Source organism: Citrobacter sp. CK181 (assembly GCF_030333595.1).
GTDB lineage: Bacteria > Pseudomonadota > Gammaproteobacteria > Enterobacterales > Enterobacteriaceae > Citrobacter_B > Citrobacter_B koseri.
Genome location: NZ_JAOWFN010000014.1, coordinates 146,786 through 171,224, shown reverse-complemented (window position 1 = coordinate 171,224; position 24,439 = coordinate 146,786). Strand labels below are relative to the sequence as shown.

Below are 24,439 nucleotides of genomic sequence, written 5' to 3'. Positions count from 1 at the left end.
TATGAATACGCTTACGTTAACGCCGGGTCATCTGAGTTTTGCGCAGCTTCGCGCCGTCTGGCAGCAGCCAGTGCAACTGCGTCTTGATAGCAGCGCGGTTGACGGTATTAATGCCAGCGTCGACTGCGTGAACAATATCGTCGCCGAGGGGCGCACGGCCTACGGTATCAATACCGGTTTTGGTCTGCTGGCGCAGACGCGCATCGCCACGGAGGATCTGCAAAACCTGCAACGTTCGCTGGTGCTCTCCCACGCGGCGGGTATTGGCGAGCCGCTGGACGACGCGATGGTGCGTTTGATCATGGTGCTGAAAATCAATAGCCTGGCGCGTGGTTTCTCGGGCATCCGCCTGAGCGTGATTGAAGCGCTGATTGCGCTGGTCAACGCAGAAGTCTGGCCGCTGATCCCGGCGAAAGGTTCTGTAGGGGCATCGGGCGATCTGGCGCCGTTGGCGCATATGTCGTTGACGCTGCTTGGCGAAGGGAAAGCCCGCTGGCAGGGGGAGTGGCTTCCGGCGAAAGAGGCGTTGAAAAAGGCCGGACTGGAACCGATCACGCTGGCGGCGAAAGAGGGACTGGCGCTGCTGAATGGCACCCAGGCCTCCACCGCCTTTGCGCTGCGTGGGCTGTTCGAAGCGCAGGCGCTGTTCGCCTCTGCGGTGGTCTGCGGGGCGTTAACCACCGAAGCCGTTCTGGGGTCGCGCCGACCGTTTGATGCGCGCATTCATGCCGCGCGCGGTCAGCGTGGGCAGATTGACGCCGCCGGGCTGTTCCGCCACGTTCTGACGGAGACCAGCGCGATAGCACAGTCGCACCATAACTGTGAAAAGGTGCAGGACCCGTACTCGCTGCGCTGTCAGCCGCAGGTGATGGGCGCGTGCCTCACACAACTGCGTCAGGCGATGGAGGTGCTGCTCGTTGAAGCCAACGCCGTTTCGGATAACCCGCTGGTGTTTGCCGAAGAGGGGGATGTGATTTCTGGCGGTAACTTCCATGCCGAACCGGTGGCGATGGCGGCGGATAATCTGGCGCTGGCGATTGCGGAAATCGGCGCGCTGTCGGAAAGGCGTATCGCGCTGATGATGGATAAACATATGTCGCAGTTGCCGCCTTTCCTGGTGAAAAACGGCGGCGTCAACTCCGGTTTTATGATTGCGCAGGTGACCGCTGCGGCGCTGGCCAGCGAGAACAAAGCGCTGGCGCATCCGCACAGCGTGGACAGCCTGCCGACGTCGGCCAATCAGGAAGATCATGTGTCGATGGCGCCCGCTGCGGGTCGGCGACTATGGGAAATGGCGGCAAACACGCGTGGGGTCATTGCGGTAGAGTGGCTGGCGGCCTGTCAGGGGATCGACCTCCGGGAAGGATTAACCTCAAGCCCGCTGCTGGAGCAGGCGCGAAAAGCGCTGCGCGAGCAGGTGCCGCATTATACTCAGGACCGTTTCTTCGCGCCGGATATTGAGTGCGCGACCGAACTGCTGGCGCGTGGCGACTTGTTCCGCTTATTACCTGATTTCTTGTAAAAAAATGCCGGATGGCGCTGACGCTTATCCGGCCTACGGCGCTGGGTGTCAGGTGCCGCAGGCCGGATAAGATGCTTTAGCGTCGCCATCAGGCAACAACGGCACTTAGCTGAACATTGCGGTAATCGACGCGCTGGCGAGCGAATGGAAATGGACGTTAAAGCCCACCATCGCGCCGCTGGCGCCTGCATCGACATCAATGCGTTCCACATCCAGCGCGTGAACGGTAAAGATGTAGCGGTGCGTTTCCCCTTTCGGCGGAGCTGCGCCGCCGTAGCCTGCTTTACCAAAATCGGTGCGCGTCTGGAGAGTCCCTTCCGGCATCGCCACCAGGCCGGAACCAAACCCTTGCGGCAGTACGCGGGTATCGGCTGGCAGGTTGGCGACAATCCAGTGCCACCAGCCTGAGCCGGTTGGCGCATCGGGATCGTAGCAGGTCACGACAAAGCTTTTCGTACCGGCGGGCACCTCGTCCCAGGCCAGGTGCGGGGAGATGTTGTCCCCGTCATAGCCCATGCCGTTAAACACATGGCGATGGGGCAGTTTTTCCCCGTCGCGCAGGTCGTTGCTGATAAGTTTCATACCGCCTCCATTAATCTACTGATTAGCAAGGAAGTGTAGCCAGAACCGCTACAGCTTACCGCTGATTAATGGATAAAAAATGTTTCATTGCGCACAGCGTCGTTCACCGCCTGCGTCAGACGATGCAATTGTTCCGGCTGGATGATATAGGGCGGCATCAGGTAGATCAGTTTACCGAACGGGCGCACCCAGACGCCTTGCCCGACAAAGAAACGCTGCAACGCCGCCATATTGACCGGGTGCGTGGTTTCCACGACGCCGATGGCGCCGAGTACGCGCACGTCAGCGACCCAGGACGATGCGCGCGCGGGCGCTAGTTCCTGGCGTAACTGCGTTTCAATCGCCGCCACCTGCTGCTGCCACTCGCCTGTTTCCAGCAGGGAAAGACTGGCGCAAGCCACGGCACATGCCAGCGGATTGCCCATAAAAGTCGGGCCATGCATAAAGCAACCGGCTTCGCCGTTGCTGATGGTTTCAGCGACCAGACGGGTGGTTAACGTGGCGGAAAGCGTCATCGTACCGCCGGTGATGGCCTTACCGAGACACAAGATATCCGGCGTAATGTCTGCATGTTCGCAGGCAAACAGTTTACCTGTGCGGCCAAATCCGGTGGCGATCTCATCGGCAATCAGCAGAATCCCTTCGCGATCGCACATCTTGCGGATGCGGCGAAGCCACTCCGGGTGATACATCCGCATCCCGCCTGCGCCCTGGACAATGGGTTCCAGAATCACCGCCGCAATCTCATGCCGGTGCGCCGCCATCAGGCGGGCAAAGGCCACCATATCCCGCTCGTCCCATTCGCCATCCATCCGGCTTTGCGGGGCGGGGGCAAAGAGGTTTTCCGGCAGGTAGCCCTTCCACAGGCTGTGCATTGAGTTATCTGGATCGCATACCGACATCGCGCCGAAGGTGTCTCCGTGATAGCCGTTGCGAAAGGTCAGAAAACGCTGACGAGACTCGCCTTTCGCCTGCCAGTATTGCAGCGCCATTTTCATCGCCACTTCCACCGCCACCGAACCGGAGTCCGCCAGGAACACGCACTCCAGCGCTTGCGGCGTCATCGCCACCAGCTTGCGACACAGGTTGACCGCAGGGGCATGGGTAATGCCGCCAAACATCACATGCGACATGGCGTCAATTTGCGTTTTCATCGCGGCGTTGAGCTGTGGATGGTTGTAACCGTGGATCGCCGCCCACCATGACGACATGCCGTCGATCAGACGGTCGCCGTTGGCCAAAATCAGTTCGCAACCCTCGGCGCGCGCAACCGGATAAACCGGGAGTGGGGAGGTCATGGAGGTATAGGGATGCCAGATATGGCGTTGGTCAAAGGCAAGATCGTCCGTTGTCATAATCGACTTGTAAACCAAATTAAAAACATTTAGGTTTACGAGTCTACACCGAATCAAGAATTAACAACACCCTTTGGAGAGGCCCTATGGCTCACCACCCACGCTGGACATTGTCGCAAGTTACCGAATTATTTAATAAACCGCTGCTGGATCTGCTATTTGACGCGCAGCAAATCCATCGTCAGCATTTCGATCCGCAACAGGTGCAGGTCAGCACGCTGCTGTCGATTAAAACCGGCGCCTGCCCGGAAGACTGCAAATATTGCCCGCAGAGTTCCCGCTATAAGACGGGGCTGGAAGCGGAACGTCTGATGGAAGTGGAGCAGGTGCTGGACTCCGCGCGCAAAGCGAAGAACGCCGGTTCAACCCGTTTCTGCATGGGCGCGGCATGGAAAAACCCGCACGAGCGCGATATGCCGTATCTGGAACAGATGGTGCAGGGCGTGAAGGCGATGGGGCTGGAAGCCTGTATGACCCTCGGCACGCTCAATGAATCTCAGGCGCAGCGCCTCGCCAACGCCGGGCTGGATTACTACAACCACAACCTGGATACCTCCCCGGAATTTTACGGCAACATCATCACGACCCGCTCGTATCAGGAACGTCTTGATACGCTGGACAAAGTGCGTGAAGCGGGGATTAAAGTCTGCTCTGGCGGTATCGTTGGCTTAGGCGAAACGGTTAAAGATCGCGCCGGGCTGCTGTTGCAACTGGCGAATTTGCCGACCCCGCCGGAGAGCGTGCCTATCAACATGCTGGTGAAGGTCAAAGGTACGCCGCTGGCGGATAATGAGGATGTGGATGCGTTTGATTTCATCCGCACGATCGCTGTCGCGCGGATTATGATGCCAACCTCATACGTGCGTCTTTCTGCGGGTCGCGAACAGATGAACGAACAGACGCAGGCGATGTGCTTTATGGCGGGGGCGAACTCCATCTTCTACGGCTGTAAGCTGCTGACCACGCCGAACCCGGAAGAAGACAAAGATCTCCAGCTGTTCCGCAAACTGGGGCTGAACCCGCAGCAAACGTCGGTGCTGGCTGGCGACAACGAACAGCAACAGCGTCTGGAACAGGCGCTGATGACCCCGGATACAGACGACTATTACAACGCGGCAGCAGTATGACCTGGCAGCAAAAAATCGACGATGCGCTTACGGCGCGTCGTTCTGCCGATGCGTTGCGTCGCCGCTATGCGGTGGCGCAGGGGGCAGGGCGTTGGCTGGTGGCTAACGAACGCCAGTATCTGAATTTCTCCAGCAATGACTACCTCGGTTTAAGTCACCATCCGCAGATTATTCGCGCCTGGCAACAGGGTGCGGAGCGCTTTGGCGTCGGCAGCGGCGGCTCCGGCCACGTCAGCGGCTACTCCGTGGCGCATCAGGCGCTTGAGGAGGCGCTGGCAGGCTGGCTTGGCTATTCGCGGGCGCTGCTGTTTATCTCTGGCTTTGCGGCGAATCAGGCGGTTATCGCCGCGCTGATGGCGAAAGACGATCGGATTGTCGCGGACCGTCTCAGCCACGCCTCATTGCTGGAAGCGGCAAACCTCAGCCCGGCGACGCTTCGCCGCTTTACCCACAACGATCATCAACACCTGGCGCGCCTGCTGGACGCCCCGTGCGGCGGGCAGCAACTGGTGGTGACAGAGGGCATATTCAGTATGGACGGCGACGGCGCGCCGCTGGCGGAGATCCACCGTGTCGCACGGCAGCGTAACGCCTGGCTGCTGGTGGATGATGCGCACGGTATTGGCGTTACGGGCGATGAGGGGCGCGGAAGCTGCTGGCGACAGCAGGTCAAACCTGAGCTGCTGATTGTGACGTTTGGCAAAGGCTTTGGCGTCAGCGGGGCGGCGATTCTCTGCTCTGAAAGCGTTGCGGATTATCTGTTGCAGTTTGCCCGCCATCTGATCTACAGCACCAGTATGCCACCAGCCCAGGCGCAGGCGCTGAGCGCGGCGCTGGCGGTGATCCGAAGCCCGGAAGGCGCAGATCGCCGGGAAAAACTGGCTGCGTTAATTCAGCGCTTCCGTTCGGGCGTTAAGGCCAGCGATTTTACGCTGGCAAATTCGCACAGTGCGATTCAGCCGCTGATTGTCGGAGACAATGCGCGCGCGTTACGGCTGGCGGATACTCTGCGGGAGCAGGGATGCTGGGTGAGCGCGATCCGACCGCCTACCGTTCCGGCCGGTACTGCCCGATTGCGCCTGACGCTCACTCAGGCGCACGAAACGCAGGATATTGATCGCTTACTGGAGGTGCTGGATGGCGCAGGTTGATAAGCAGGCGATTGCAGCCGCGTTTGGGCGCGCCGCGTCGCATTATGAACAGCACGCTGAACTGCAACGCCAGAGTGCGGACGCGCTGTTGGCGCTGCTGGCAGGGCGCGAATGTGCGCACGTTCTGGATGCCGGCTGCGGGCCAGGGCGGATGAGCCGCTTCTGGCGAGAGCAGGGATGCGAGGTCACGGCGCTCGATCTTTCGGCGCAAATGCTGGATGAGGCGCGTCGTCAGCAGGCTGCTCACCATTACCTTGCGGCGGATATCGAAGCCATCCCGCTGGCGGCGGCGCGGTTTGATTTGGCATGGAGCAACCTGGCGGTGCAGTGGTGCGGCGACTTGCGCGGCGCGCTAAGCGAACTGTATCGCGTGGTGCGTCCTGGCGGCGTGGTGGCGTTTACCTCGCTGGCACACGGATCGCTGCCGGAACTGCGTCAGGCCTGGCAGGCGGTAGATAACCGGGGGCATGCCAACCATTTTTTGTCGCCGGAGACGATCGGCAATGCGATGCACGGCTGGCGCGTCCGTCAGCAGATCCAGGCGATCACTCTGTGGTTTGATGATGCGCTCAGCGCGATGCGTTCGCTTAAGGGTATTGGGGCGACGCATCTGCACGAGGGGCGTGAACCGCGCGTGTTAACGCGTTCGCAGTTGCGGCAGTTGCAGTTGGCCTGGCCGCAGCAGCAGGGGAAATATCCGCTGACGTATCAGCTTTTTTTGGGAGTCATTGAACGTGATTAAACGGTATTTTGTCACCGGGACGGACACTGAAGTTGGAAAAACGGTCGCCAGTTGCGCCCTGTTGCAGGCTGCCGCGCAGAGCGGCTTTCGGACGGCAGGCTACAAGCCCGTGGCGTCGGGCAGCGAGATGACGGCGCAGGGGCTGCGCAATAGCGATGCCCTGGCGCTACAGCGCAACAGCACGCTGACGCTGGCCTATGAAGCGATCAATCCCTACACCTTTGCGGAACCGACCTCGCCGCACATTGTGAGCGCAGAGGAGGGGAGACCCGTTCAGGCCTCGGTGATGTCCGCCGGTTTACGCACGCTGGAACGGCAGGCCGACTGGGTGCTAGTGGAAGGGGCGGGCGGCTGGTTTACTCCGCTTGGCGAAACGCTGACGTTTGCCGACTGGGTCGCGGCGGAGCACCTGCCGGTGATTCTGGTGGTGGGCGTGAAGCTGGGGTGTATCAATCATGCCATGCTGACGGCGCAGGCCGTGCAGCAAGCCGGGCTGACGCTTGCCGGGTGGGTAGCCAATGACGTGACGCCGCCCGGAAAGCGCCATGCGGAATACATGGCGACGCTAACGCGGGTGATTACGGCTCCTTTGCTGGGCGAAATCCCCTGGCTTTCCGGGAAGGCGGAAAGCGCATCGACAGGACAATATCTCGACCTGACGCGCCTGAAGGCGGTGTAAAACGGGTGAAAATGCGAGCAGGATCTCGCCTGCCGCCCGCGTTTCGTTAGCTGATAAAAATCAAAAAAAAGCGATAATTTTTTTTTAGCCCCTCATCAAGGGGCGTCTGCGCGATTTTGCCAGGCGGCAGTCCATACGGGCTGGACGCAGTTATCCACCATTCCTGTGGATAACCTTGTGTATTAGAGTTAGAAAACACAACGTAAGCGAGAGAAGACGCGGCCTGCGACTAAATTGATGCGAAAGGCGTCTTAAGTAAATAGTGCTTATGAAACAATTTGTTAGATAAAAGCAATGGCTGTAAGGAAAGTGTCACGGGTTGCCACAAATCTTTCATCACACATCTTGACAAATGTTAAAAAAGTCTTTGGTTTGGGGATAACCGCATCTCACTGGTTTTTTATCTCGTCAGGGTCTACATTTTACGTCGCAATGCCGGGTGTTATCCCTTATTTGAGTAATACCTTAAGTCGCCACTGTTTTTTCATCCAGTATATTTTGCTGGCAATATTAGCGGCTCCGGGTAAAATTAGTGTCCTGCCCGCCCATTCCTTCAGGTAGCTGCCCATGAGTAAACCGTTCAAACTGAATTCCGCTTTTAAACCCTCAGGCGATCAGCCGGAGGCGATACGTCGTCTGGAGGAAGGTCTTGAAGATGGTCTGGCGCACCAGACGCTGTTGGGCGTAACGGGGTCAGGGAAAACGTTCACCATCGCCAATGTGATTGCCGATTTACAGCGCCCGACGATGGTGCTTGCGCCCAATAAAACGCTGGCGGCCCAGTTATACGGCGAAATGAAAGAGTTCTTCCCTGACAACGCGGTGGAATATTTCGTCTCTTACTATGACTACTATCAGCCAGAGGCGTATGTGCCCAGCTCCGACACCTTTATCGAAAAAGATGCGTCGGTGAACGAACACATAGAACAGATGCGACTGTCGGCGACCAAGGCGCTGCTTGAGCGGCGGGACGTTGTGGTCGTGGCTTCGGTTTCCGCTATCTACGGTCTGGGCGATCCCGATTTATATCTGAAGATGATGCTGCACCTGACGGTGGGGATGATCATCGATCAGCGCGCTATCCTGCGCCGCCTGGCGGAGTTGCAATATACCCGCAACGATCAGGCCTTCCAGCGCGGCACTTTCCGCGTACGCGGCGAGGTCATCGACATCTTCCCGGCGGAGTCTGACGATATTGCGCTGCGGGTTGAGCTGTTTGACGAAGAGGTTGAACGTCTGTCGCTGTTTGACCCGCTGACCGGGCAGGTTGAATCGACTATCCAGCGCTACACCATCTACCCGAAAACGCACTACGTTACGCCGCGCGAGCGCATCGTACAGGCGATGGAGGAGATCAAAGACGAACTGGTGGACAGACGCAGGATCATGCTGGAAAACAATAAGTTGCTGGAAGAACAGCGCTTAACCCAGCGTACGCAGTTCGATCTGGAAATGATGAACGAGCTGGGATATTGCTCGGGGATTGAAAACTACTCCCGCTACCTTTCCGGGCGCGGGCCTGGCGAGCCGCCGCCGACGCTGTTTGATTATCTGCCAGCCGATGGCCTGTTAGTCGTGGATGAATCTCACGTCACGATTCCGCAAATCGGCGGGATGTTTCGTGGGGACAGGGCGCGCAAAGAGACGCTGGTGGAGTACGGTTTCCGTCTGCCGTCAGCGCTGGATAACCGTCCGCTAAAATTTGAAGAGTTTGAAGCGCTGGCCCCGCAAACCATCTACGTTTCCGCCACGCCGGGCAACTATGAGCTGGAGAAATCCGGCGGCGAGGTGGTGGATCAGGTGGTGCGTCCCACCGGGCTGCTGGACCCGATCATTGAAGTTCGGCCGGTGGCGACGCAGGTTGATGATCTGCTCTCTGAGATCCGCCTGCGGGCGGCGATTAACGAACGTGTGCTGGTGACGACGCTGACCAAGCGAATGGCGGAAGATCTTACCGAATATCTCGAAGAACACGGCGAGCGCGTACGTTACCTGCACTCGGACATCGATACCGTTGAGCGTATGGAAATCATTCGTGATTTGCGTCTGGGCGAGTTTGACGTGCTGGTGGGGATCAACCTGTTGCGAGAAGGGCTGGACATGCCTGAGGTCTCGCTGGTGGCGATTCTGGACGCAGACAAAGAAGGGTTCCTGCGTTCAGAGCGTTCGCTGATTCAGACCATTGGCCGTGCGGCGCGTAACGTCAACGGGAAGGCGATCCTCTATGGCGATAAGATCACCCCGTCGATGGCGAAAGCGATAGGCGAAACCGAACGTCGTCGCGAGAAACAGCAGTTATACAACGAAGAGCACGGTATCGTTCCGCAGGGGCTGAATAAGAAAGTGGTCGATATTCTGGCGCTGGGTCAGAACATCGCGAAAACCAAAGCGAAGGGCAAAGGGAAGTCCCGCGCAGCGGCGAAATCGGGTGTGGTTGAGTTGGATATGACGCCGAAAGCGTTGCAGCAGAAAATTCATGAGCTGGAAGGCCAGATGATGCAGCATGCGCAAAACCTGGAGTTTGAAGAAGCCGCAGAGATCCGCGACCAGTTGCATCAGCTACGTGAGCTGTTTATCGCGGCGTCCTGACGATGCCGGATGGCGACGCAAAGCGTCTTATCCGGCCTACGGTTGTGCCGCCTGTTGTGTGTAGGCCCGGTAAGCGAAGCGCCACCGGGCAAATCTGAACGCTTACCCCAACGCCTGTATCGCTTTCTCCAGCGCGTTATGCAGCAGCTGTCGGTCATGGCGATACGGAATATCGCTGGCTTCCAGCACTTCCTGAATCACAATCCGGCCCGTCACCGCCGAGGCATCCACTTTCGGGCCAACCACAATGGCGTCGATAACCTGTTTCCCGACGTATTGCTCCATAATCGCCAGTTTGTCGACAAGCGTTAAGCTGGCGGCGGGCAGACTCAATTCGCGCCCCAGATTACCGATATAGACCATCGGCGCCGGAGTACGGCGCAGCGCCTGCGCCAGCTCATCAAGCAGCAGAATCGGCATCAAACTGGTGTAGAAACTTCCGGGGCCAATCAGAATCAAATCGGCTTCGCTAATGGCCTGCACCGCTTCCCGGGTGGTGGGGACTTTCGGTGACAGCATCAGCTCCTGCGGCGGCGTCGCCAGTTGATCGATATTCACTTCGCCGTATACTTCATGCCCCTGATCGTCGATGGCCATCAGGTCTACCGGCAGCTCCGACATAGGGATTAAATGCGCATCCACCTTCAATAAGTTGCGAATTAAATTTATCGCTTCGAGAGGCCGCACGCTCAGGTGATCCAGCGCCTTTAACATCAGATTTCCGAGGTTATGGCCGGAAAGTTCACCATTACCGCCAAAACGGTACTCAAACATCGCCGACGCGACGCTGGGTTCGGTAATTAACTGGTTCAGACAGTTGCGCATATCGCCCCAGGCGATGCCCCCTTCAGAGCGGCGAATACGGCCTGTGGAACCCCCGTTATCGGTGGTGGTGACAATACCGGTCAGGCGTGAGCCTAATGAAGAGAGTGAAGAGAGAACGCGTCCTAATCCATGCCCTCCGCCGAGAGCGACAACACGATCCAGGTCTGCCAGCGTACGATTGCGCATACAAATTCCTAATATCAGAGGTACTGCGCTACAGTAGCGCAAATAGCGCCTTTTCAGCAATTAGCCAACGAACAACGATGGAAAATAAATCCATCCCCTCTACCTCTTTCGGATAGGGTTAGCCTGATGGCTAACTGATGTATATCAATGCAAAAGTGTGATTTTTGCTTATTCTGTAGCGAAATAGCACGATCATGACGCTATATACATGATTATATAGCGTAAAGTGGGAATGGCAAAAATGCTATTTACACGCTAGTATCGGCATAACCACCTTTTTAAGCGATGCTTAAAAAGACACTCTAGCCTCTACGCCTGTGTCAAATTGATATGGTGTTTTGGCCGTGACAAGCCTCGAAAGAGTTTGCCACCAGGGCGCAGGAAGAAATGACTCCGCCTCCCGTATTTGGAAAGGTGTACATGGCCTCACAACTTACCGATGCTTTCGCACGTAAGTTTTATTACTTACGTCTGTCGATTACTGATGTGTGTAACTTTCGTTGCACATACTGCCTGCCGGATGGCTACAAGCCTGGCGGTGTCACCAATAACGGCTTTCTGACCGTCGATGAAATTCGCCGTGTGACGCGCGCGTTTGCCAGTCTGGGCACCGAAAAAGTGCGCCTTACCGGCGGTGAACCGTCGCTGCGTCGCGACTTTACCGACATCATTGCCGCCGTGCGTGAAAACGACGCGATTCGCCAGATTGCGGTGACCACTAATGGGTATCGTCTGGCGCGTGATGCGGCGAACTGGCGCGACGCGGGTCTGACGGGCATCAACGTCAGCGTCGATAGCCTCGACGCCCGTCAGTTTCACGCCATTACCGGGCAGGATAAATTCCAGCAGGTGATGGCGGGCATTGACGCCGCGTTTGACGCCGGTTTCGCAAAGGTCAAAGTGAACACCGTGTTGATGCGCGATGTGAACCATCATCAACTGGACACCTTTCTCGCCTGGATTCAGGCACGCCCCATTCAACTGCGCTTCATTGAACTGATGGAGACGGGAGAGGGGAGCGAACTCTTTCGTAAACACCATATTTCTGGACAGGTGCTGCGTGATGAACTGCTGCGTCGCGGTTGGATTCATCAGCTGCGCCAGCGCAGCGACGGCCCGGCGCAGGTTTTTTGTCATCCTGACTATGCCGGTGAAATCGGTCTCATCATGCCATATGAAAAAGATTTCTGCGCCACCTGCAACCGTCTGCGCGTTTCCTCGGTCGGTAAACTCCATCTTTGCCTGTTTGGCGAAGGCGGCGTAAGCCTGCGCGACCTGCTGGAAGACGATGCACAGCAACATGCGCTGGAAGAACGCATTTCAGCCGCGCTGCTGGAGAAAAAGCAGACCCACTTCCTGCACCAGAACAATACCGGTATTACGCAAAATCTATCGTACATAGGCGGTTAACGCCTTAACGGACAAGGAGTTTTTATGAGTCAGGTAAGCGCTGAGTTTATCCCTACCCGCATTGCTATTCTTACGGTTTCCAGTCGTCGCGGCGAAGAAGACGACACTTCCGGTCATTTTCTGCGCGACGCCGCGCTGGAAGCGGGGCATCAGGTCGTGGACAAAGCCATCGTTAAAGAGAACCGCTACGCCATTCGCGCGCAGGTTTCCGCGTGGATCGCCAGCGATGACGTTCAGGTGGTGCTCATCACCGGCGGCACCGGGCTGACCGATGGCGATCAGGCGCCGGAAGCGTTACTGCCGCTCTTTGATCGCGAAGTCGAAGGGTTTGGCGAAGTGTTCCGCATGTTGTCGTTTGAAGAGATTGGCACATCGACCCTGCAATCTCGCGCGGTGGCCGGCGTTGCCAACAAGACGCTGATTTTTGCGATGCCGGGCTCCACAAAAGCGTGCCGCACCGCCTGGGACAACATCATCGCGCCGCAGCTTGATGCTCGCACACGCCCGTGTAACTTCCACCCACATTTGAAGAAATAAGTATGTCGCAACTGACCCATATTAATGCCGCTGGCGAAGCGCACATGGTGGATGTCTCCGCCAAAGCGGAAACCGTACGTGAGGCGCGCGCCGAAGCGTTTGTGACGATGCGCAGTGAAACGCTGGCGATGATTATCGACGGTAGCCACCATAAGGGCGATGTTTTCGCGACCGCGCGTATCGCCGGTATTCAGGCGGCTAAACGTACCTGGGAGCTGATCCCGCTGTGCCATCCGCTGTTGTTGAGTAAGGTCGAAGTGCAATTGCAGGCGGAACCCGAACACAACCGGGTACGCATTGAATCGCTGTGTCGCCTGACGGGGAAAACCGGCGTGGAGATGGAAGCGCTGACTGCCGCTTCCGTGGCGGCATTGACGATCTACGACATGTGCAAAGCGGTGCAAAAAGATATGGTGATTGGCCCGGTGCGCTTGCTGGCGAAAAGCGGCGGTAAGTCTGGCGATTTTAAGGTGGATACGCATGATTAAGGTTCTGTTTTTCGCTCAGGTGCGTGAACTGGTGGGAACGGATGCGTTAGAGGTCGCCGCCGATTTCCCAACCGTAGAAGCGCTGCGTCAGCATCTGGCGGCGCAAAGCGATCGCTGGGCGCTGGCGCTGGAAGACGGCAAGCTGCTGGCCGCCGTCAATCAGACGCTGGTCAGTTTTGAACATCCGCTGACGGCGGGTGATGAAGTGGCCTTTTTCCCACCGGTGACAGGAGGCTGAGATGGCTGAAACGCGAGTGATCGTTGGCCATGCGCCGTTCAGCGTCGGGGAGGAGTACCCCTGGCTGGCGGAGCGTGATGAAGATGGCGCGGTCGTGACCTTTACCGGTAAAGTCCGCAATCATAATCTGGGCGACAGCGTTAAAGCGCTAACGCTGGAACATTACCCGGGGATGACGGAAAAAGCGCTGGCGGATATCGTGGACGAGGCGCGCTCGCGCTGGCCGCTGGGGCGCGTGACGGTGATCCATCGCATTGGTGAACTGTGGCCGGGCGATGAGATTGTCTTTGTTGGCGTAACCAGCGCGCACCGCAGCAGCGCGTTCGAGGCCGGGCAATTCATTATGGATTATCTGAAAACCCGCGCGCCGTTCTGGAAGCGTGAAGCGACGCCGGAAGGCGAGCGCTGGGTGGAAGCGCGCGATAGCGATCGGCAGGCGGCAAAACGCTGGTAGCAGAATGTGATACCCTTATTCAGGGGTATCACTTTTAATCAGGAGATCATCATGGACCGATTCCCACGATCCGATTCTATCGTACAGACCCGTTCCGGCCTGCAAACGTATATGGCGCAGGTATATGGCTGGATGACGGTTGGGCTGCTGCTGACCGCATTTATCGCCTGGTATGCGGCGAATACGCCTGCGGTGATGATGTTTGTCTTTTCCAGCAAAATCACCTTCTTTGGCTTGATTATCGCCCAGCTTGCGCTGGTTATTGCGCTGTCGGCAATGGTGCAAAAACTTAGCGCCGGGATGGCGACCACGCTGTTTATGCTCTATTCGGCGCTGACGGGCCTGACGCTGTCGAGCATTTTTATCGTTTATACCTATTCGTCTATCGCCAGCACGTTTGTCGTGACCGGCGGGATGTTTGGCGTGATGAGCCTGTATGGCTACACCACGAAACGCGATCTCAGCGGCTGGGGCAGCATGCTGTTTATGGCGCTGATTGGTATCATTCTGGCATCGTTGGTCAACTTCTGGCTCAAAAGCGAAGCGTTGATGTGGGCGGTGACCTATATCGGGGTGGTTGTCTTTGTCGGCCTGACCGCCTATGACACGCAGAAGCTGAAAAACATTGGCGAGCAGATTGATGTTCGTGACAGCTCGACGCTGCGGAAATACTCGATTCTCGGCGCGTTAACGCTGTATCTGGACTTCATCAACCTGTTCCTGATGCTGCTGCGTATTTTCGGTAATCGCCGTTAATTGGCGTGAACGCTGTATCCGGCCTACAGGTTAGGCCGGTAATACACCTGATAAGCAGCAAATAACCCGTCACTTCGCTAAGGCTTTCTCGTTTTTCGCCCGCAGCTTCTTTGCCCGACTTTCCAGCAGCAGATAGCAAATCAACGCCAGCAATAGCGGAATAAAATAATAGAGCACACGCCAGGCGAGCAGGGCGGCGATAATGGTGCCTTGCGACGTATGCTCACCCGCCAGCAGCGCCATAAACACGGCTTCCAGAACGCCGATCCCGGCCGGGATATGCACGATCACTCCGGCAATACTGCTCACCAGCAGCACGCCAAGTACAAAGAAATAATTAACGTCTTGCCCCATCAGCAGCCAGATAATGGCGCCCATCACCATCCAGTTCGCGCTGGAAATCCCCATCTGCGCGAGGGCGAATTTCCATGACGGAAGCATCAGCTTTTGGCCTTTAATCGTGATATGACGCCGTTTCGCAAAGGCGCAAAACCACAGGTAGACGGCAATCACCAGTAACAACACAATACCGAGAATGCGCAGCGTATTTTCATCGATATACCAGTGGGCCGGGAGTTGCACGACGCCGAAGGTAAAAATAATTCCGCCCAGCAGAATATAGCCCAGCCAGTTGGTGGTAATGCTCAGCGAAAAAATACGCGTGATGGTGCTCCCCGGTAAGCCGAGGCGGGAGTACAGACGGTAGCGCATACCGATTCCGCCGACCCAGGTGCTTAACGTCAGATTGAAGGCGTAACAGATAAACGACACCAGCATGACCTGCCGCTTCGCCAGCTTGTGGCCGCAGTAAAAACGTCCCAGCAGATCGTAGCAACCGTAAAGAAGGTAGCTGACAATCACCAGCCCAACCGCGCTCAACAGCGCAATCCGGTTGTAATCCCGGATCACCGTCCAGACATCTTCCCAGTTGACCTTTCCGGCATAAATGACCAGCAGGACAATCACCGCGATAAAAAACAGCCAGGTGAGGATCTTTTTCGCCAGCCGCCATCGCGGGTGTGATGTTGACATCAGGGCTTCACCCCCGTGTTTTCCGCTTCGACCCGATCCTGCGTTTCCATCGTCGGTTGGGCGGGCGGTTCAACCTGCGCCAGATGCGGCGTGTGCGCCGGCAGCCAACCGACCAGCGCCGGGAAGTGGCGCAGGAAGTGGAACGCCAGCACGCTTTTGCTCAGATTCCACCAGGTGCGCTTCGGCAGCATAGACTCGTCCACCTGCTTGCAATCATTGGCGATAATGGCGTTCAGGTTGTCGCGCAGCGTCTGGTTAAACGTGCGGTCATGAATAATGACGTTTGCTTCAAGGTTAAGCGACAGACTGAGCGGATCGAGGTTGCTGGAGCCGACGGTCGCCCAGTGATCGTCCATCAACGCCACTTTGCCGTGCAGCGGGCGACGGCGATATTCATAGACATGGACGCCGCCTTTCACCAGATAGTTGTACAGCAGACGCGCGCCGACTTTGACGATGGGCATATCGGGTTCCCCCTGGATCACCAGTTTTACCCGCACGCCGCGTCGGGCGGCTTTGCGCATGGCATGCAGCAGGCGATAGCCGGGAAAGAAATAGGCATTGGCGATAATCACTTCACGTTTCGCCTGCGTAAGCATCTTCAGATAGTGACGTTCAATATCGTTGCGATGTTCATCATTATCGCGCCAGATAAACAGCACCTGCGCTTCGCCGGGTTTCCGGTTTTCTTCGGCGCGATGATGGCGTCGCCACCAGCGGCGCGCGGCACTTTGCCCCGGCAGGTTTTCCAGCTCAAACTGCAAAATATCCTCCACGACCGGCCCTTCGACGCGAACGGCGTAATCCTGTTTGGCTTCCGGGCCGTAATCGGACATATGTTCTGCGGAGTAATTCAGCCCGCCGACAAACGCGACCCGATCGTCAATAACCACGATTTTACGGTGCATACGGCGAAAGAGGTTGGTGCGCATGCCGAACAGGGGAGGACGCGGATCGTAATAGCGGAAGATTATCCCCGCTGCGGTCAGCTCCCCGACAAACGCCTCGCTAAGGTCGGGTGAGCCGTAGCCGTCTAACAGCACTTCCGCTTTTACGCCGCGTCTGGCCGCTTTAAGCAGCGCCGCGTGTAGCTGCTTACCTACGTCATCTTCAAACCAGATGAAGGTTTCCAGGATGATCCTCTGCTGTGCCTGCGCGATAGCGTCAAACACGGCGGGATAGAACTGGTCGCCGTTTTCCAGTAGCTGAATCTGATTGCCTTCACGCCATCCACATTTCATAGATGTATCTCCGCGCTAAGAGGGGCATGGTCAGATAAATGTCGCCAGTTACGCAACGGCAACGCCGCAGGAGAGCTGGCATTGGCATTCTTGACGTATATACGATCGAGTCGCAGTATCGGCAGCCTGACCGGAAAGGTGCGCGCCGGGCGGCCATGCGCGCGGGTGAAAATCTCCTCCAGCCCCGCAGACGCTTTTAACGGATAGTTGGCTTTCTGCCGCCAGTCGTTGAAATCCCCGGCGACCACCACGGGTTCGGATTCGGGAAGGGCGTTAACCCATTCAACCAGCATATCCAACTGCGCCTGGCGGTGGCCTTCCCGTAAGCCGAGATGTACGCACATCACATGAATTGGCTGAGCCAGCATCGGCGGAACAATACGGCAATACAGCACGCCGCGTTTTTCACTGCCGCCGACGGAGACATCGCGATTTTCATAGTGTTCAATCGGATAGCGCGACAGCACCGCGTTGCCGTGATGCCCTTCCGGGTAGACGGCATTACGACCATAGGCGAAATCGCTCCACATGGTGTCGGCAAGAAATTCGTAATGGGTGGTATCAGGCCAGTTCTCGACGTGCAGCGGATGAACTTCATGCGCGCCCATCACTTCCTGGAGGCAGACAATATCCGCGCTGACGGTTCTGACGGCGTCGCGCAGCTCCGGCAGAATAAAGCGCTTATTAAAGGCGGTAAAACCCTTATGCGTGTTAATTGTGAGCACTTTGAATGAAAAATTTCGCGTTTGTTGGATCATTTTCTTCCTGTCCGCGTCACTATCCTGATTGAAATAGTGTAGTCGTCGTCACAAAAAGATGCGGTCTTACGGAATTTTCCGTAAAGTTCGGTACTCTGAATAATTAGATAAAAATCCTTCAGGAGAAAAAGCCATGAGGTGGCAACAACGTGTTCGTGTCGCAACGGGTCTTAGTTGCTGGCAGATTATGTTGCATTTACTGGTAGTGGCGCTGCTGGTAATGGGCTGGATGAGCGGCGCTTTAGTCCGCGTCGGCCTGGGATTATGCGTGCTTTATGGCGTGACGGTGCTGCTGATGCTGGCGTTACAACGCCACCACGAACAGCGCTGGCGCGACGTTGCGGATGTGCTGGAAGAGCTGACGACCACCTGGTATTTCGGCGCCGCGATGATTGCCCTGTGGCTGCTGTCCCGCGTACTGCACAACAACCTGCTGCTGGCGCTGGCTGGGCTGGCGATCCTTGCCGGGCCTGCTGTGGTTTCGCTGCTGGCGAAGGAGAAAAAGCTACATCACTTTGCGTCTAAACATCGCATACGCCGCTGACCCCGTTGTGGCCGTGATCACCAGTAGCGGCCACAAACTCCCCCAGACGATCTTCAGACTCGCATCTTTCAAATAAATCTGCTTGGTGATGTCCGTAAAATGGCGGATAGGGTTTATCCACGTCAGATTTTGTAGCCATACCGGCATGTTCTCGACCGGAGAAACGTATCCCGATAGCAGGATAGCAGGCATCATAAAGACGAATACGCCGATGAAAGCCTGCTGTTGGGTGGAGCAGAGCGACGAGATTAACAAGCCAAATCCAACCAGCGACAGCCCGTAAATCACCATTGTGAAGTAGAACAGCGCCAGCGAACCGGCAAAGGGGATGTGGTACGCCCAGATGCCAATAGCCAGTACGATCGTGGCCTGAAAAGTGGCGACAATCAGCGCGGGCACCGCTTTACCGATGAAAATTTGCCAGGTGGTGAGAGGGGAAACCAGCAGTTGATCCAGCGTACCCTGTTCACGCTCGCGGGCAACGGAGAGCGAGGTGACGATCATGACGCCTATCGTGGTGATCATGGCGATCAGGGACGGCACCACAAACCACTTATAGTCCAGATTCGGGTTGTACCAGTTGCGCACCACCAGCTCGCTGTTGTTGGGCTTGGGTTTGCCCTCTATCAGCTCCTGCTGATAATCCTTGACGATCTGCTGGAGATAATTGGCGGCGATTTGCGCGCTGTTGGAGTTACGGCCATCAAGAATGAGCTGTAGCGGCGCGGGCTGGAGGTTATCCAGCTGACGGGAAAAATCGGCCGGAAAGCGCACCAGCAACAATGCTTTTTGCGTGTCGATCGTCGGCTGGATTTCCTGCGGGCTTTTCAGCAGCAGGATATGGGTAAACGCTTTGGCGCGCGCGAACCGTTGCGTCAGCTCGACGGCATGTTTGCCATTATCTTCGTTATAAATGGCAATGGTGGCATTGGTCACTTCCAGCGTGGCGGCAAAGGGAAACAGCAGCACCTGGATCAGCACCGGTAAGATCAGGATCGCGCGGGTCTGCGGCTCGCGTAACAGCGATTGCAGCTCTTTGCGGATTAATGTCCACAGGCGATGAAACATGTTTCTCTCCCTTATGCATGCCATGCCGGATGGCGGCTGCGCCTTATCCGGCCTACACAAACTTAATGTCTTTGTCGGATGGCGGCGTAAACGCCTTATCCGGCCTACAAACTTAACGTCTTTGCCGGATGGCGGCGTAAATGCCTTATTCGGCCTACAAACTTAACGTCTTCGCCGGATGGCGGCGTAAACGTCTTATCCGGCCTACAAACTTAACGTCTTTGCCGGATGGCGACGTAAATGCCTTATCCGGCCTACAAACTTAACGTCTTTGCCGGATGGCGGCGTAAACGCCTTATCCGGCCTACAAACTTAACGTCTTTGCCGGATGGCGGCGTAAATGCCTTATCCGGCCTACAAAATATGTGGTCGTAGGCCTGATAAGCGAAGCGCCATCAGGCAGAAAACTTAATCCAACCGGCGTTTGGTCTTCATCCACGTCAGGCCGATAAACATGGCTGCCGAAGCGATTAAAAATAACGTATTAACGATCAACACAATGGGGATGTTCCCCGCCAGAAACAGGCTTTGCAGGGTGCTGACGAAATAGCGCGCCGGAATAATGTAAGTCACCGCGCGGATGACGGCAGGCATACTGTCTATCTGGAAAATAAAGCCTGACAGCATAATCGACGGTAAAAAAGCGGCGTTCAGCGCGACCTGCGCGGCGTTAAACTGGTTACGGGTAATGGTGGAAATCAGCAGTCCCATTCCCAGCGTACTGAGCAGAAACAGGCTGGTGATAAGAAACAGAATCACCAGCGAGCCGCGCCAGGGCACGCCAAGAATAAACACCGACACCAGCATACACAGCAGCATCGCCAGCATGCCGAGGAAGTAGTAGGGGATCAGTTTGCACAGCAACAACTCTGCGCGCGTCACCTCGGTCGAGAGCAGGGCCTCCATCGTTCCGCGTTCCCACTCGCGCGCAACCACCAGCGAAGTGAGAATGGCGCCAATTACCGTCATGATAATGGTGACCGCGCCGGGAATGATAAAGTGCTGGCTGATGGCCGCCGGGTTAAACCAGTAGCGGGTCTGCACGTCGATCAGCGGTTCAAATTCTTCCCCACGATCTTCAGCCCGCTGCATTTGCCAGATCTGCCAGACCCCCTCCACGTAACCCTGCACGAAGTTGGCGGTGTTCGGTTCGCTGCCGTCGGTGATGACCTGTATCGGCGCGGTGTCATTCTCTCGCGCCATCTTTTGCGCAAAATCGACCGGGATCACCACCAGCCCGCGAATGCGCCCGGCCTGCATTTTCTCAATAAGCTCATGGCGGCTATCGCTGATGGTGGCGTCAATATACGGCGAACCGGTCATGGCGTGGGTGAAATCCAGCGCCTCCTCGCTCTGTTGTTCGAGCAGAATGCCGACCCGCAGCTTGCTGGAGTCAAGGTTAATCCCGTAGCCAAAAATAAACAGCAACAGCAATGGGATCACCACGGCGATCAGCCAGCTACTGGGATCGCGGATAATCTGACGCGTCTCTTTCACGCACAGCGCGCGTACGCGCCGCCAGGAGAGCAGGGCGTTACTCATGAGTATGCTCCTTATCCCAGTCGTGAATGAGCGTGATAAAGGCCTGCTCCATCGTCGGGTCCGGCGTGTCGTCGTCTGCCGCCTGCGCTTTCAGATCGTCCGGCGTCCCGCTGGCGATCAGCTTGCCGCGATAAACCAGCCCGATACGGTCACAGTATTCCGCTTCGTCCATAAAGTGGGTGGTGACCATCACCGTGACCCCTTTTTCTACCATGCTGTTGATGTGCAGCCAGAACTCACGGCGGGTGAGGGGATCGACGCCGGAGGTGGGTTCGTCGAGAAACAGAATGTCGGGCTCATGCATCAGCGAACAGGCCAGCGCCAGACGCTGTTTAAAACCGAGCGGCAGCGCATCCGTCGCATGAGAGGCGATGCTTTTCAGGCCGAAGGCTTCGCTCATGCGGGTGATTTTTTCGTTTTGCGCCCGACCCCGCAGGCCATAAACCCCGGAGAAAAAGCGCAGGTTTTGCTCTACCGTCAGGTTGCCGTACAGGGAAAATTTTTGCGCCATATACCCTAAATGCTGGCGCGCCTTGCCGGAGCTGACTTTCAAATCCATATCCAGCACCAGCGCTTTGCCGGAAGTTGGCACCAGCAAACCGCACATCATCTTGAACGTGGTGGATTTCCCCGCGCCGTTGGGGCCGAGTAGACCGAAGATTTCTCCGCGCTCAACGGCGAAGTTAACGTGGTCGGTGGCGGCGAAGTCGCCGAATTTTTTGGTCAGTTCTTTGGCCTCAATGACCGTCTCACCCGGCGTGCCGTCAACGGTATGCAGGATCGCGCCGAGCGGAGACTCCGACGTACCCGCGCCGCCAAGCAGGTCGATAAAGGCATCTTCAAAGCGCGGCGTGGTGTCGTTAATCGTTATCTCCGGCATCCCTTCGGCCCGGCGGATATCCTCTGCGGTAGCCTCTTTTTTCAGGATCAGCCGTACCGATTTCCCCTGAATCATACCGTCGCTGACCTGCGGCAGTTTCAACGCGCGTTGCAGGAGCTTGCGGTTATTCTCCTGCGGGCTGCTCATTAAGAAACTGCGTCCTGCCATGGTCTGCGTCAGCTTAGTCGGTTCGCCCTGATACAGCAGCTCTCCTTCGTTCATCAGCAGCACGTCGCGACACTGTTCGGCTTCGTCCAGGTATGACGTACTCCACAGGATAAGCATGCCGTCACCCGCCAGTTCATGCACCATTTGCCACAGCTCGCGACGGGAGATGGGGTCAACGCCGACGCCCGGTTCGTCAAGCAGCAGCACTTTCGGCTCGCCGACCAGCGTACAGGCCAGCCCGAGTTTTTGTTTCATCCCGCCCGAGAGCTTGCCTGCCAGCCGTTTGGTGAAGGGGCCGAGGGCGGTAAATTCCAGCAGACGGGCAAACGTTTTTTGCCGTTCTTCGCCCGTTACGCTGCGTAAGTCCGCATAGAGATTGAGATTCTCCATCACGGTCAGATCTTCATACAGACCAAATTTTTGCGGCATGTAACCAAGTACCGCATGCAATTCACTGTCGTTTTTGATCGGATCGAACCCGATCACCGACGCGCTGCCGCTATCGGGCTTGAGAAGCCCTGCCAGCATCCGCATCAGCGTGGTTTTGCCTGCGCCATCCGGCCCGACCAGACCCGTGACATAACCGGCGTGGATCGTACAGTCGAGCGGGGCGACCGCCGGTTTTTCCATTCCGGCGAAGCGCTTCACCAGGCCGTTTAACGTAATGACGGCGTCATTCATGCCGCGCCTCGTCGCTGAACGTCAGCGTCACCGGCATTCCCTGGCGCAGCGCATCGTCCGCGTCAGTCACCACAATGCGCAGTCGATAGACCAGGTCTGTGCGCAGATCCGGCGTTTCAACGGTTTTCGGGGTGAATTCAGCGGTCGGCGATACGAAGCCGATTTTGCCGTGGTAAGGCTTGTCAGGGCGGCCATCGGTGTAGAGTAAAATTTCGCGGCCGGGCTGCGCCTGGCTGAGGTTGCGTTCATCCACGTAGGCGCGAACCCATACCGGACGAGTCAGCGACAGCGTCAGCACGGTGCTGCCTGCGTTGAGCATACTGCCGGGCTCTACCGCGCGGGTTAACAGCGTACCGTCAGAGGGGGCGATCAGCGTTGTATCCTGTAAATCGAGTTCTGATTGCGCCAGCTGCGCCTGCGCCTGTTCGAGGCTGGCTTTTGCCTGGGCGATATCCTGCTGGCGGTTACCGGTACGGTACTGGCTCAATTTGTCCTGTGCGGATTTCAGCTGCGCCTGCGCCTGATCGCGGGATGAGCGGGCGTTCTCCAGGTCGTTGGCGGAGATCGTGCGGCTTTTCCACAATCCCTGCTGGCGCTGATAAAAGTTCTGCGCATAGTCAAATGCGGCCTGCGCCTGTTTCACGGCGGCAGCGGCCTGGGCTATCTCTTCATCGCGATACCCCGCGAGCATCAGATCATACTGCGCCTGGGCGACGGAGACGCCTGCTTTAGCCTGCATCAACGCGTTCTCGTACGGGGCTTTATCCAGCAGGCCCAATACCTGCCCGGACGTAATGGCGTCGCCTTCGTCAACGGCCAGCGAAGCCAGCCGACCTCCGACGCGAAAACTCATATTGACGGTGCGAATATCCACATTGCCGTAGAGCGTCAGCCCGTTATCCTGCCGACTCTGATACCACCATGTACCACCGGCAAGCACGGCGGCCAGCGCCGCGACAGCCAGTGCGATAACGACAGGTTTTTTCATTGCTCCTGACTCCTTTGCGTTAAGCCTTGCAGAATGAGATCGATATGACAGGTGATCGTCTGGTAAATCTGTTCTGTTTTCTCTTCATCAAACGTTGACCAGCCGGTACGCAGCAAAATGGTTTCTTTTCCCAGGCGGAAGGCCAGCACTTCGCCCAGCAGCGCGTGCGTGTGGAGAATGGTTTGCGTATCTCCCGGATCGCGGCCGGTATACCCCGCAATCAGGCGCGTCAGATGCGTGTGAAGGGGGTTGAGAACCTGATCGTGTACCCGTTGATAAGCCGCCGTCGGGGAGAGCTGCTCGCGCGAAATAAATTTGCTCAGGTTGACCGTGTCGTCCTGGGTTAACAGCATGATCATATTTTTGCAGGCGCGCAGGATCAGCTCACGCATTGCGGCGCGATCGGGCTGCGGCTGGGCGAACAGTCGTTCCGCTTCCTCGGCATGAGGGCGAAACTGGGCGCCGATGAAATCGGCTATCCACTGGGCGCAGGCGAGGTATAAATCCTCTTTGGAGCCAAAATAGTAAGTGATGGCGGCGATATTTTGTCCGGCCTGGGCGGCAATGTCGCGCGTGGTGGCATGGAGGCCGTATTCGCCAAACTGCGCCAGCGCAGCGGCGATAAGCTGGCTTTTGGCCTGTTCGCCTTTCGTCGTCATGGTTGGGGTATTCATCGCGCAACCCAATTCTTAATCAATCGATTGATTAAGATTATGACCGATAATTGTTCTTGTCCAGTGTGGTGGTTTATTTTGTTTTTTCCAGTCACGGGGATAATTTATGCGGTATGTCACAAAAACTGCTACACTCCGCCCCTTCATGACATTGTGGTTTTTGTCATCCCTCTTGTGAGTATCTCCCTGAAAACTACACCGGTAACGGTCGGGGCGGTTCGG

At 56.9% G+C, this 24,439-nt stretch carries 24 protein-coding genes and 1 riboswitch; of the genes, 13 read left to right on the top strand and 11 right to left on the bottom strand.

Annotated features, from left to right (window positions below):
- Position 1: 1 nt before the first annotated feature.
- Positions 2 to 1,522 (top strand): histidine ammonia-lyase, encoded by a 1,521-nt coding sequence (hutH, locus tag OGW17_RS14355; RefSeq protein ID WP_012133205.1) that lies wholly within the window; start codon positions 2 to 4, stop codon positions 1,520 to 1,522.
- 105 nt (positions 1,523 to 1,627) lie between these two features.
- On the opposite strand, the gene OGW17_RS14350 is transcribed toward hutH, so the two are convergent.
- Positions 1,628 to 2,104, bottom strand: coding sequence for a kinase inhibitor (locus tag OGW17_RS14350; RefSeq protein ID WP_049010068.1), 477 nt, complete (start codon positions 2,102 to 2,104; stop codon positions 1,628 to 1,630).
- Between the two features lie 65 nt (positions 2,105 to 2,169).
- Positions 2,170 to 3,459: an adenosylmethionine--8-amino-7-oxononanoate transaminase gene (gene bioA / locus OGW17_RS14345; protein WP_047458002.1), complete on the bottom strand. Its 1,290-nt coding sequence runs from the start codon at positions 3,457 to 3,459 to the stop codon at positions 2,170 to 2,172.
- A gap of 86 nt (positions 3,460 to 3,545) precedes the next feature.
- Here bioA and bioB point away from each other — a divergent pair, with 86 nt between their 5' ends.
- The 5 genes from bioB to uvrB all read left to right on the top strand — a co-directional run bounded on the left by bioB (position 3,546) and on the right by uvrB (position 9,747).
- Complete coding sequence (bioB, locus tag OGW17_RS14340; RefSeq protein ID WP_012133202.1) at positions 3,546 to 4,586, top strand: biotin synthase BioB; 1,041 nt, start codon at positions 3,546 to 3,548, stop codon at positions 4,584 to 4,586.
- Positions 4,583 to 5,737: an 8-amino-7-oxononanoate synthase gene (bioF, locus tag OGW17_RS14335; protein ID WP_071259648.1), complete on the top strand. Its 1,155-nt coding sequence runs from the start codon at positions 4,583 to 4,585 to the stop codon at positions 5,735 to 5,737. Before bioB ends, bioF begins: the two co-directional genes overlap by 4 nt.
- The gene (gene bioC, locus OGW17_RS14330) at positions 5,724 to 6,479 is read left to right on the top strand and encodes a malonyl-ACP O-methyltransferase BioC (RefSeq protein WP_047457995.1); all 756 of its coding nucleotides are present in this window, start codon (positions 5,724 to 5,726) and stop codon (positions 6,477 to 6,479) included. The genes bioF and bioC overlap by 14 nt, the downstream gene beginning before the upstream one ends.
- Entirely contained in the window at positions 6,472 to 7,158 is a 687-nt protein-coding gene (gene bioD / locus OGW17_RS14325; RefSeq protein ID WP_049008951.1) for a dethiobiotin synthase, read from the top strand. Before bioC ends, bioD begins: the two co-directional genes overlap by 8 nt.
- 567 nt (positions 7,159 to 7,725) lie before the next feature.
- On the top strand, positions 7,726 to 9,747 hold the full coding sequence (gene uvrB, locus OGW17_RS14320) for an excinuclease ABC subunit UvrB (protein ID WP_049008949.1): 2,022 nt from the start codon (positions 7,726 to 7,728) through the stop codon (positions 9,745 to 9,747).
- Between the two features lie 102 nt (positions 9,748 to 9,849).
- Here uvrB and yvcK read toward each other — a convergent pair whose 3' ends face one another.
- Positions 9,850 to 10,758, bottom strand: coding sequence for a uridine diphosphate-N-acetylglucosamine-binding protein YvcK (yvcK, locus tag OGW17_RS14315; RefSeq protein WP_024130513.1), 909 nt, complete (start codon positions 10,756 to 10,758; stop codon positions 9,850 to 9,852).
- Positions 10,759 to 11,044: 286 nt separating this feature from the next.
- Positions 11,045 to 11,191, top strand: a riboswitch (molybdenum cofactor riboswitch).
- Here yvcK and moaA point away from each other — a divergent pair.
- The 6 genes from moaA (at position 11,179) to OGW17_RS14285 (ending at position 14,641) form a co-directional block, all read left to right on the top strand.
- A complete protein-coding gene (moaA, locus tag OGW17_RS14310; RefSeq protein ID WP_024130512.1) occupies positions 11,179 to 12,168 on the top strand; it encodes a GTP 3',8-cyclase MoaA in 990 nt (329 codons plus the stop codon). It overlaps the preceding riboswitch by 13 nt.
- Before the next feature lie 24 nt (positions 12,169 to 12,192).
- Positions 12,193 to 12,705, top strand: a complete 513-nt coding sequence (gene moaB, locus OGW17_RS14305; RefSeq protein ID WP_047457988.1) for a molybdenum cofactor biosynthesis protein B — start codon at positions 12,193 to 12,195, stop codon at positions 12,703 to 12,705.
- A 2-nt stretch (positions 12,706 to 12,707) separates the two neighbouring features.
- Complete coding sequence (moaC, locus tag OGW17_RS14300) at positions 12,708 to 13,193, top strand: cyclic pyranopterin monophosphate synthase MoaC (RefSeq protein ID WP_049008945.1); 486 nt, start codon at positions 12,708 to 12,710, stop codon at positions 13,191 to 13,193.
- On the top strand, positions 13,186 to 13,431 hold the full coding sequence (gene moaD, locus OGW17_RS14295; protein WP_012133191.1) for a molybdopterin synthase sulfur carrier subunit: 246 nt from the start codon (positions 13,186 to 13,188) through the stop codon (positions 13,429 to 13,431). The genes moaC and moaD overlap by 8 nt, the downstream gene beginning before the upstream one ends.
- 1 nt (position 13,432) lies before the next feature.
- The gene (gene moaE, locus OGW17_RS14290; protein WP_058668823.1) at positions 13,433 to 13,885 is read left to right on the top strand and encodes a molybdopterin synthase catalytic subunit MoaE; all 453 of its coding nucleotides are present in this window, start codon (positions 13,433 to 13,435) and stop codon (positions 13,883 to 13,885) included.
- A gap of 51 nt (positions 13,886 to 13,936) precedes the next feature.
- Positions 13,937 to 14,641: a Bax inhibitor-1/YccA family protein gene (locus OGW17_RS14285; RefSeq protein WP_024130511.1), complete on the top strand. Its 705-nt coding sequence runs from the start codon at positions 13,937 to 13,939 to the stop codon at positions 14,639 to 14,641.
- Positions 14,642 to 14,710: 69 nt separating this feature from the next.
- Here OGW17_RS14285 and OGW17_RS14280 read toward each other — a convergent pair whose 3' ends face one another.
- From OGW17_RS14280 to OGW17_RS14270, 3 genes are read right to left on the bottom strand one after another with little or no spacing between them, the layout of a single operon-like run.
- The gene (locus OGW17_RS14280) at positions 14,711 to 15,673 is read right to left on the bottom strand and encodes a lysylphosphatidylglycerol synthase domain-containing protein (protein ID WP_047457979.1); all 963 of its coding nucleotides are present in this window, start codon (positions 15,671 to 15,673) and stop codon (positions 14,711 to 14,713) included.
- Positions 15,673 to 16,914 carry a cardiolipin synthase ClsB gene (clsB, locus tag OGW17_RS14275; protein ID WP_012133187.1) on the bottom strand — a complete coding sequence of 414 codons (1,242 nt, stop codon included), beginning with the start codon at positions 16,912 to 16,914 and terminating at the stop codon, positions 15,673 to 15,675. Before clsB ends, OGW17_RS14280 begins: the two co-directional genes overlap by 1 nt.
- Positions 16,911 to 17,672: an endonuclease/exonuclease/phosphatase family protein gene (locus OGW17_RS14270; RefSeq protein WP_012133186.1), complete on the bottom strand. Its 762-nt coding sequence runs from the start codon at positions 17,670 to 17,672 to the stop codon at positions 16,911 to 16,913. Before OGW17_RS14270 ends, clsB begins: the two co-directional genes overlap by 4 nt.
- A 133-nt stretch (positions 17,673 to 17,805) precedes the next feature.
- On the opposite strand from OGW17_RS14270, the gene OGW17_RS14265 reads away from it, so the two are divergent.
- The gene (locus OGW17_RS14265) at positions 17,806 to 18,216 is read left to right on the top strand and encodes a YbhQ family protein (RefSeq protein WP_024130510.1); all 411 of its coding nucleotides are present in this window, start codon (positions 17,806 to 17,808) and stop codon (positions 18,214 to 18,216) included.
- On the opposite strand, the gene OGW17_RS14260 is transcribed toward OGW17_RS14265, so the two are convergent.
- The 5 genes from OGW17_RS14260 to cecR all read right to left on the bottom strand — a co-directional run bounded on the left by OGW17_RS14260 (position 18,178) and on the right by cecR (position 24,217).
- A complete protein-coding gene (locus OGW17_RS14260) occupies positions 18,178 to 19,284 on the bottom strand; it encodes an ABC transporter permease (RefSeq protein ID WP_071259644.1) in 1,107 nt (368 codons plus the stop codon). The genes OGW17_RS14265 and OGW17_RS14260 overlap by 39 nt on opposite strands.
- A 408-nt stretch (positions 19,285 to 19,692) precedes the next feature.
- Positions 19,693 to 20,826, bottom strand: a complete 1,134-nt coding sequence (locus OGW17_RS14255) for an ABC transporter permease (protein WP_012133183.1) — start codon at positions 20,824 to 20,826, stop codon at positions 19,693 to 19,695.
- Positions 20,819 to 22,555, bottom strand: coding sequence for an ATP-binding cassette domain-containing protein (locus OGW17_RS14250; RefSeq protein ID WP_012133182.1), 1,737 nt, complete (start codon positions 22,553 to 22,555; stop codon positions 20,819 to 20,821). Before OGW17_RS14250 ends, OGW17_RS14255 begins: the two co-directional genes overlap by 8 nt.
- On the bottom strand, positions 22,548 to 23,543 hold the full coding sequence (gene hlyD, locus OGW17_RS14245; RefSeq protein ID WP_049011132.1) for a secretion protein HlyD: 996 nt from the start codon (positions 23,541 to 23,543) through the stop codon (positions 22,548 to 22,550). Before hlyD ends, OGW17_RS14250 begins: the two co-directional genes overlap by 8 nt.
- Complete coding sequence (gene cecR / locus OGW17_RS14240) at positions 23,540 to 24,217, bottom strand: transcriptional regulator CecR (protein ID WP_071259642.1); 678 nt, start codon at positions 24,215 to 24,217, stop codon at positions 23,540 to 23,542. Before cecR ends, hlyD begins: the two co-directional genes overlap by 4 nt.
- Between the last annotated feature and the right edge of the window lie 222 nt (positions 24,218 to 24,439).

Bases quoted from the DNA above. Each gene is read 5' to 3' on its own strand.
- hutH (WP_012133205.1), top strand. From the start codon at position 2: ATGAATACGCTTACGTTAACGCCGGGTCATCTGAGTTTTGCGCAGCTT.
- OGW17_RS14350 (WP_049010068.1), bottom strand. From the start codon at position 2,104: ATGAAACTTATCAGCAACGACCTGCGCGACGGGGAAAAACTGCCCCAT.
- bioA (WP_047458002.1), bottom strand. From the start codon at position 3,459: ATGACAACGGACGATCTTGCCTTTGACCAACGCCATATCTGGCATCCC.
- bioB (WP_012133202.1), top strand. From the start codon at position 3,546: ATGGCTCACCACCCACGCTGGACATTGTCGCAAGTTACCGAATTATTT.
- bioF (WP_071259648.1), top strand. From the start codon at position 4,583: ATGACCTGGCAGCAAAAAATCGACGATGCGCTTACGGCGCGTCGTTCT.
- bioC (WP_047457995.1), top strand. From the start codon at position 5,724: ATGGCGCAGGTTGATAAGCAGGCGATTGCAGCCGCGTTTGGGCGCGCC.
- uvrB (WP_049008949.1), top strand. From the start codon at position 7,726: ATGAGTAAACCGTTCAAACTGAATTCCGCTTTTAAACCCTCAGGCGAT.
- yvcK (WP_024130513.1), bottom strand. From the start codon at position 10,758: ATGCGCAATCGTACGCTGGCAGACCTGGATCGTGTTGTCGCTCTCGGC.
- moaA (WP_024130512.1), top strand. From the start codon at position 11,179: ATGGCCTCACAACTTACCGATGCTTTCGCACGTAAGTTTTATTACTTA.
- moaB (WP_047457988.1), top strand. From the start codon at position 12,193: ATGAGTCAGGTAAGCGCTGAGTTTATCCCTACCCGCATTGCTATTCTT.
- moaC (WP_049008945.1), top strand. From the start codon at position 12,708: ATGTCGCAACTGACCCATATTAATGCCGCTGGCGAAGCGCACATGGTG.
- moaD (WP_012133191.1), top strand. From the start codon at position 13,186: ATGATTAAGGTTCTGTTTTTCGCTCAGGTGCGTGAACTGGTGGGAACG.
- moaE (WP_058668823.1), top strand. From the start codon at position 13,433: ATGGCTGAAACGCGAGTGATCGTTGGCCATGCGCCGTTCAGCGTCGGG.
- OGW17_RS14285 (WP_024130511.1), top strand. From the start codon at position 13,937: ATGGACCGATTCCCACGATCCGATTCTATCGTACAGACCCGTTCCGGC.
- OGW17_RS14280 (WP_047457979.1), bottom strand. From the start codon at position 15,673: ATGTCAACATCACACCCGCGATGGCGGCTGGCGAAAAAGATCCTCACC.
- clsB (WP_012133187.1), bottom strand. From the start codon at position 16,914: ATGAAATGTGGATGGCGTGAAGGCAATCAGATTCAGCTACTGGAAAAC.
- OGW17_RS14270 (WP_012133186.1), bottom strand. From the start codon at position 17,672: ATGATCCAACAAACGCGAAATTTTTCATTCAAAGTGCTCACAATTAAC.
- OGW17_RS14265 (WP_024130510.1), top strand. From the start codon at position 17,806: ATGAGGTGGCAACAACGTGTTCGTGTCGCAACGGGTCTTAGTTGCTGG.
- OGW17_RS14260 (WP_071259644.1), bottom strand. From the start codon at position 19,284: ATGTTTCATCGCCTGTGGACATTAATCCGCAAAGAGCTGCAATCGCTG.
- OGW17_RS14255 (WP_012133183.1), bottom strand. From the start codon at position 20,826: ATGAGTAACGCCCTGCTCTCCTGGCGGCGCGTACGCGCGCTGTGCGTG.
- OGW17_RS14250 (WP_012133182.1), bottom strand. From the start codon at position 22,555: ATGAATGACGCCGTCATTACGTTAAACGGCCTGGTGAAGCGCTTCGCC.
- hlyD (WP_049011132.1), bottom strand. From the start codon at position 23,543: ATGAAAAAACCTGTCGTTATCGCACTGGCTGTCGCGGCGCTGGCCGCC.
- cecR (WP_071259642.1), bottom strand. From the start codon at position 24,217: ATGAATACCCCAACCATGACGACGAAAGGCGAACAGGCCAAAAGCCAG.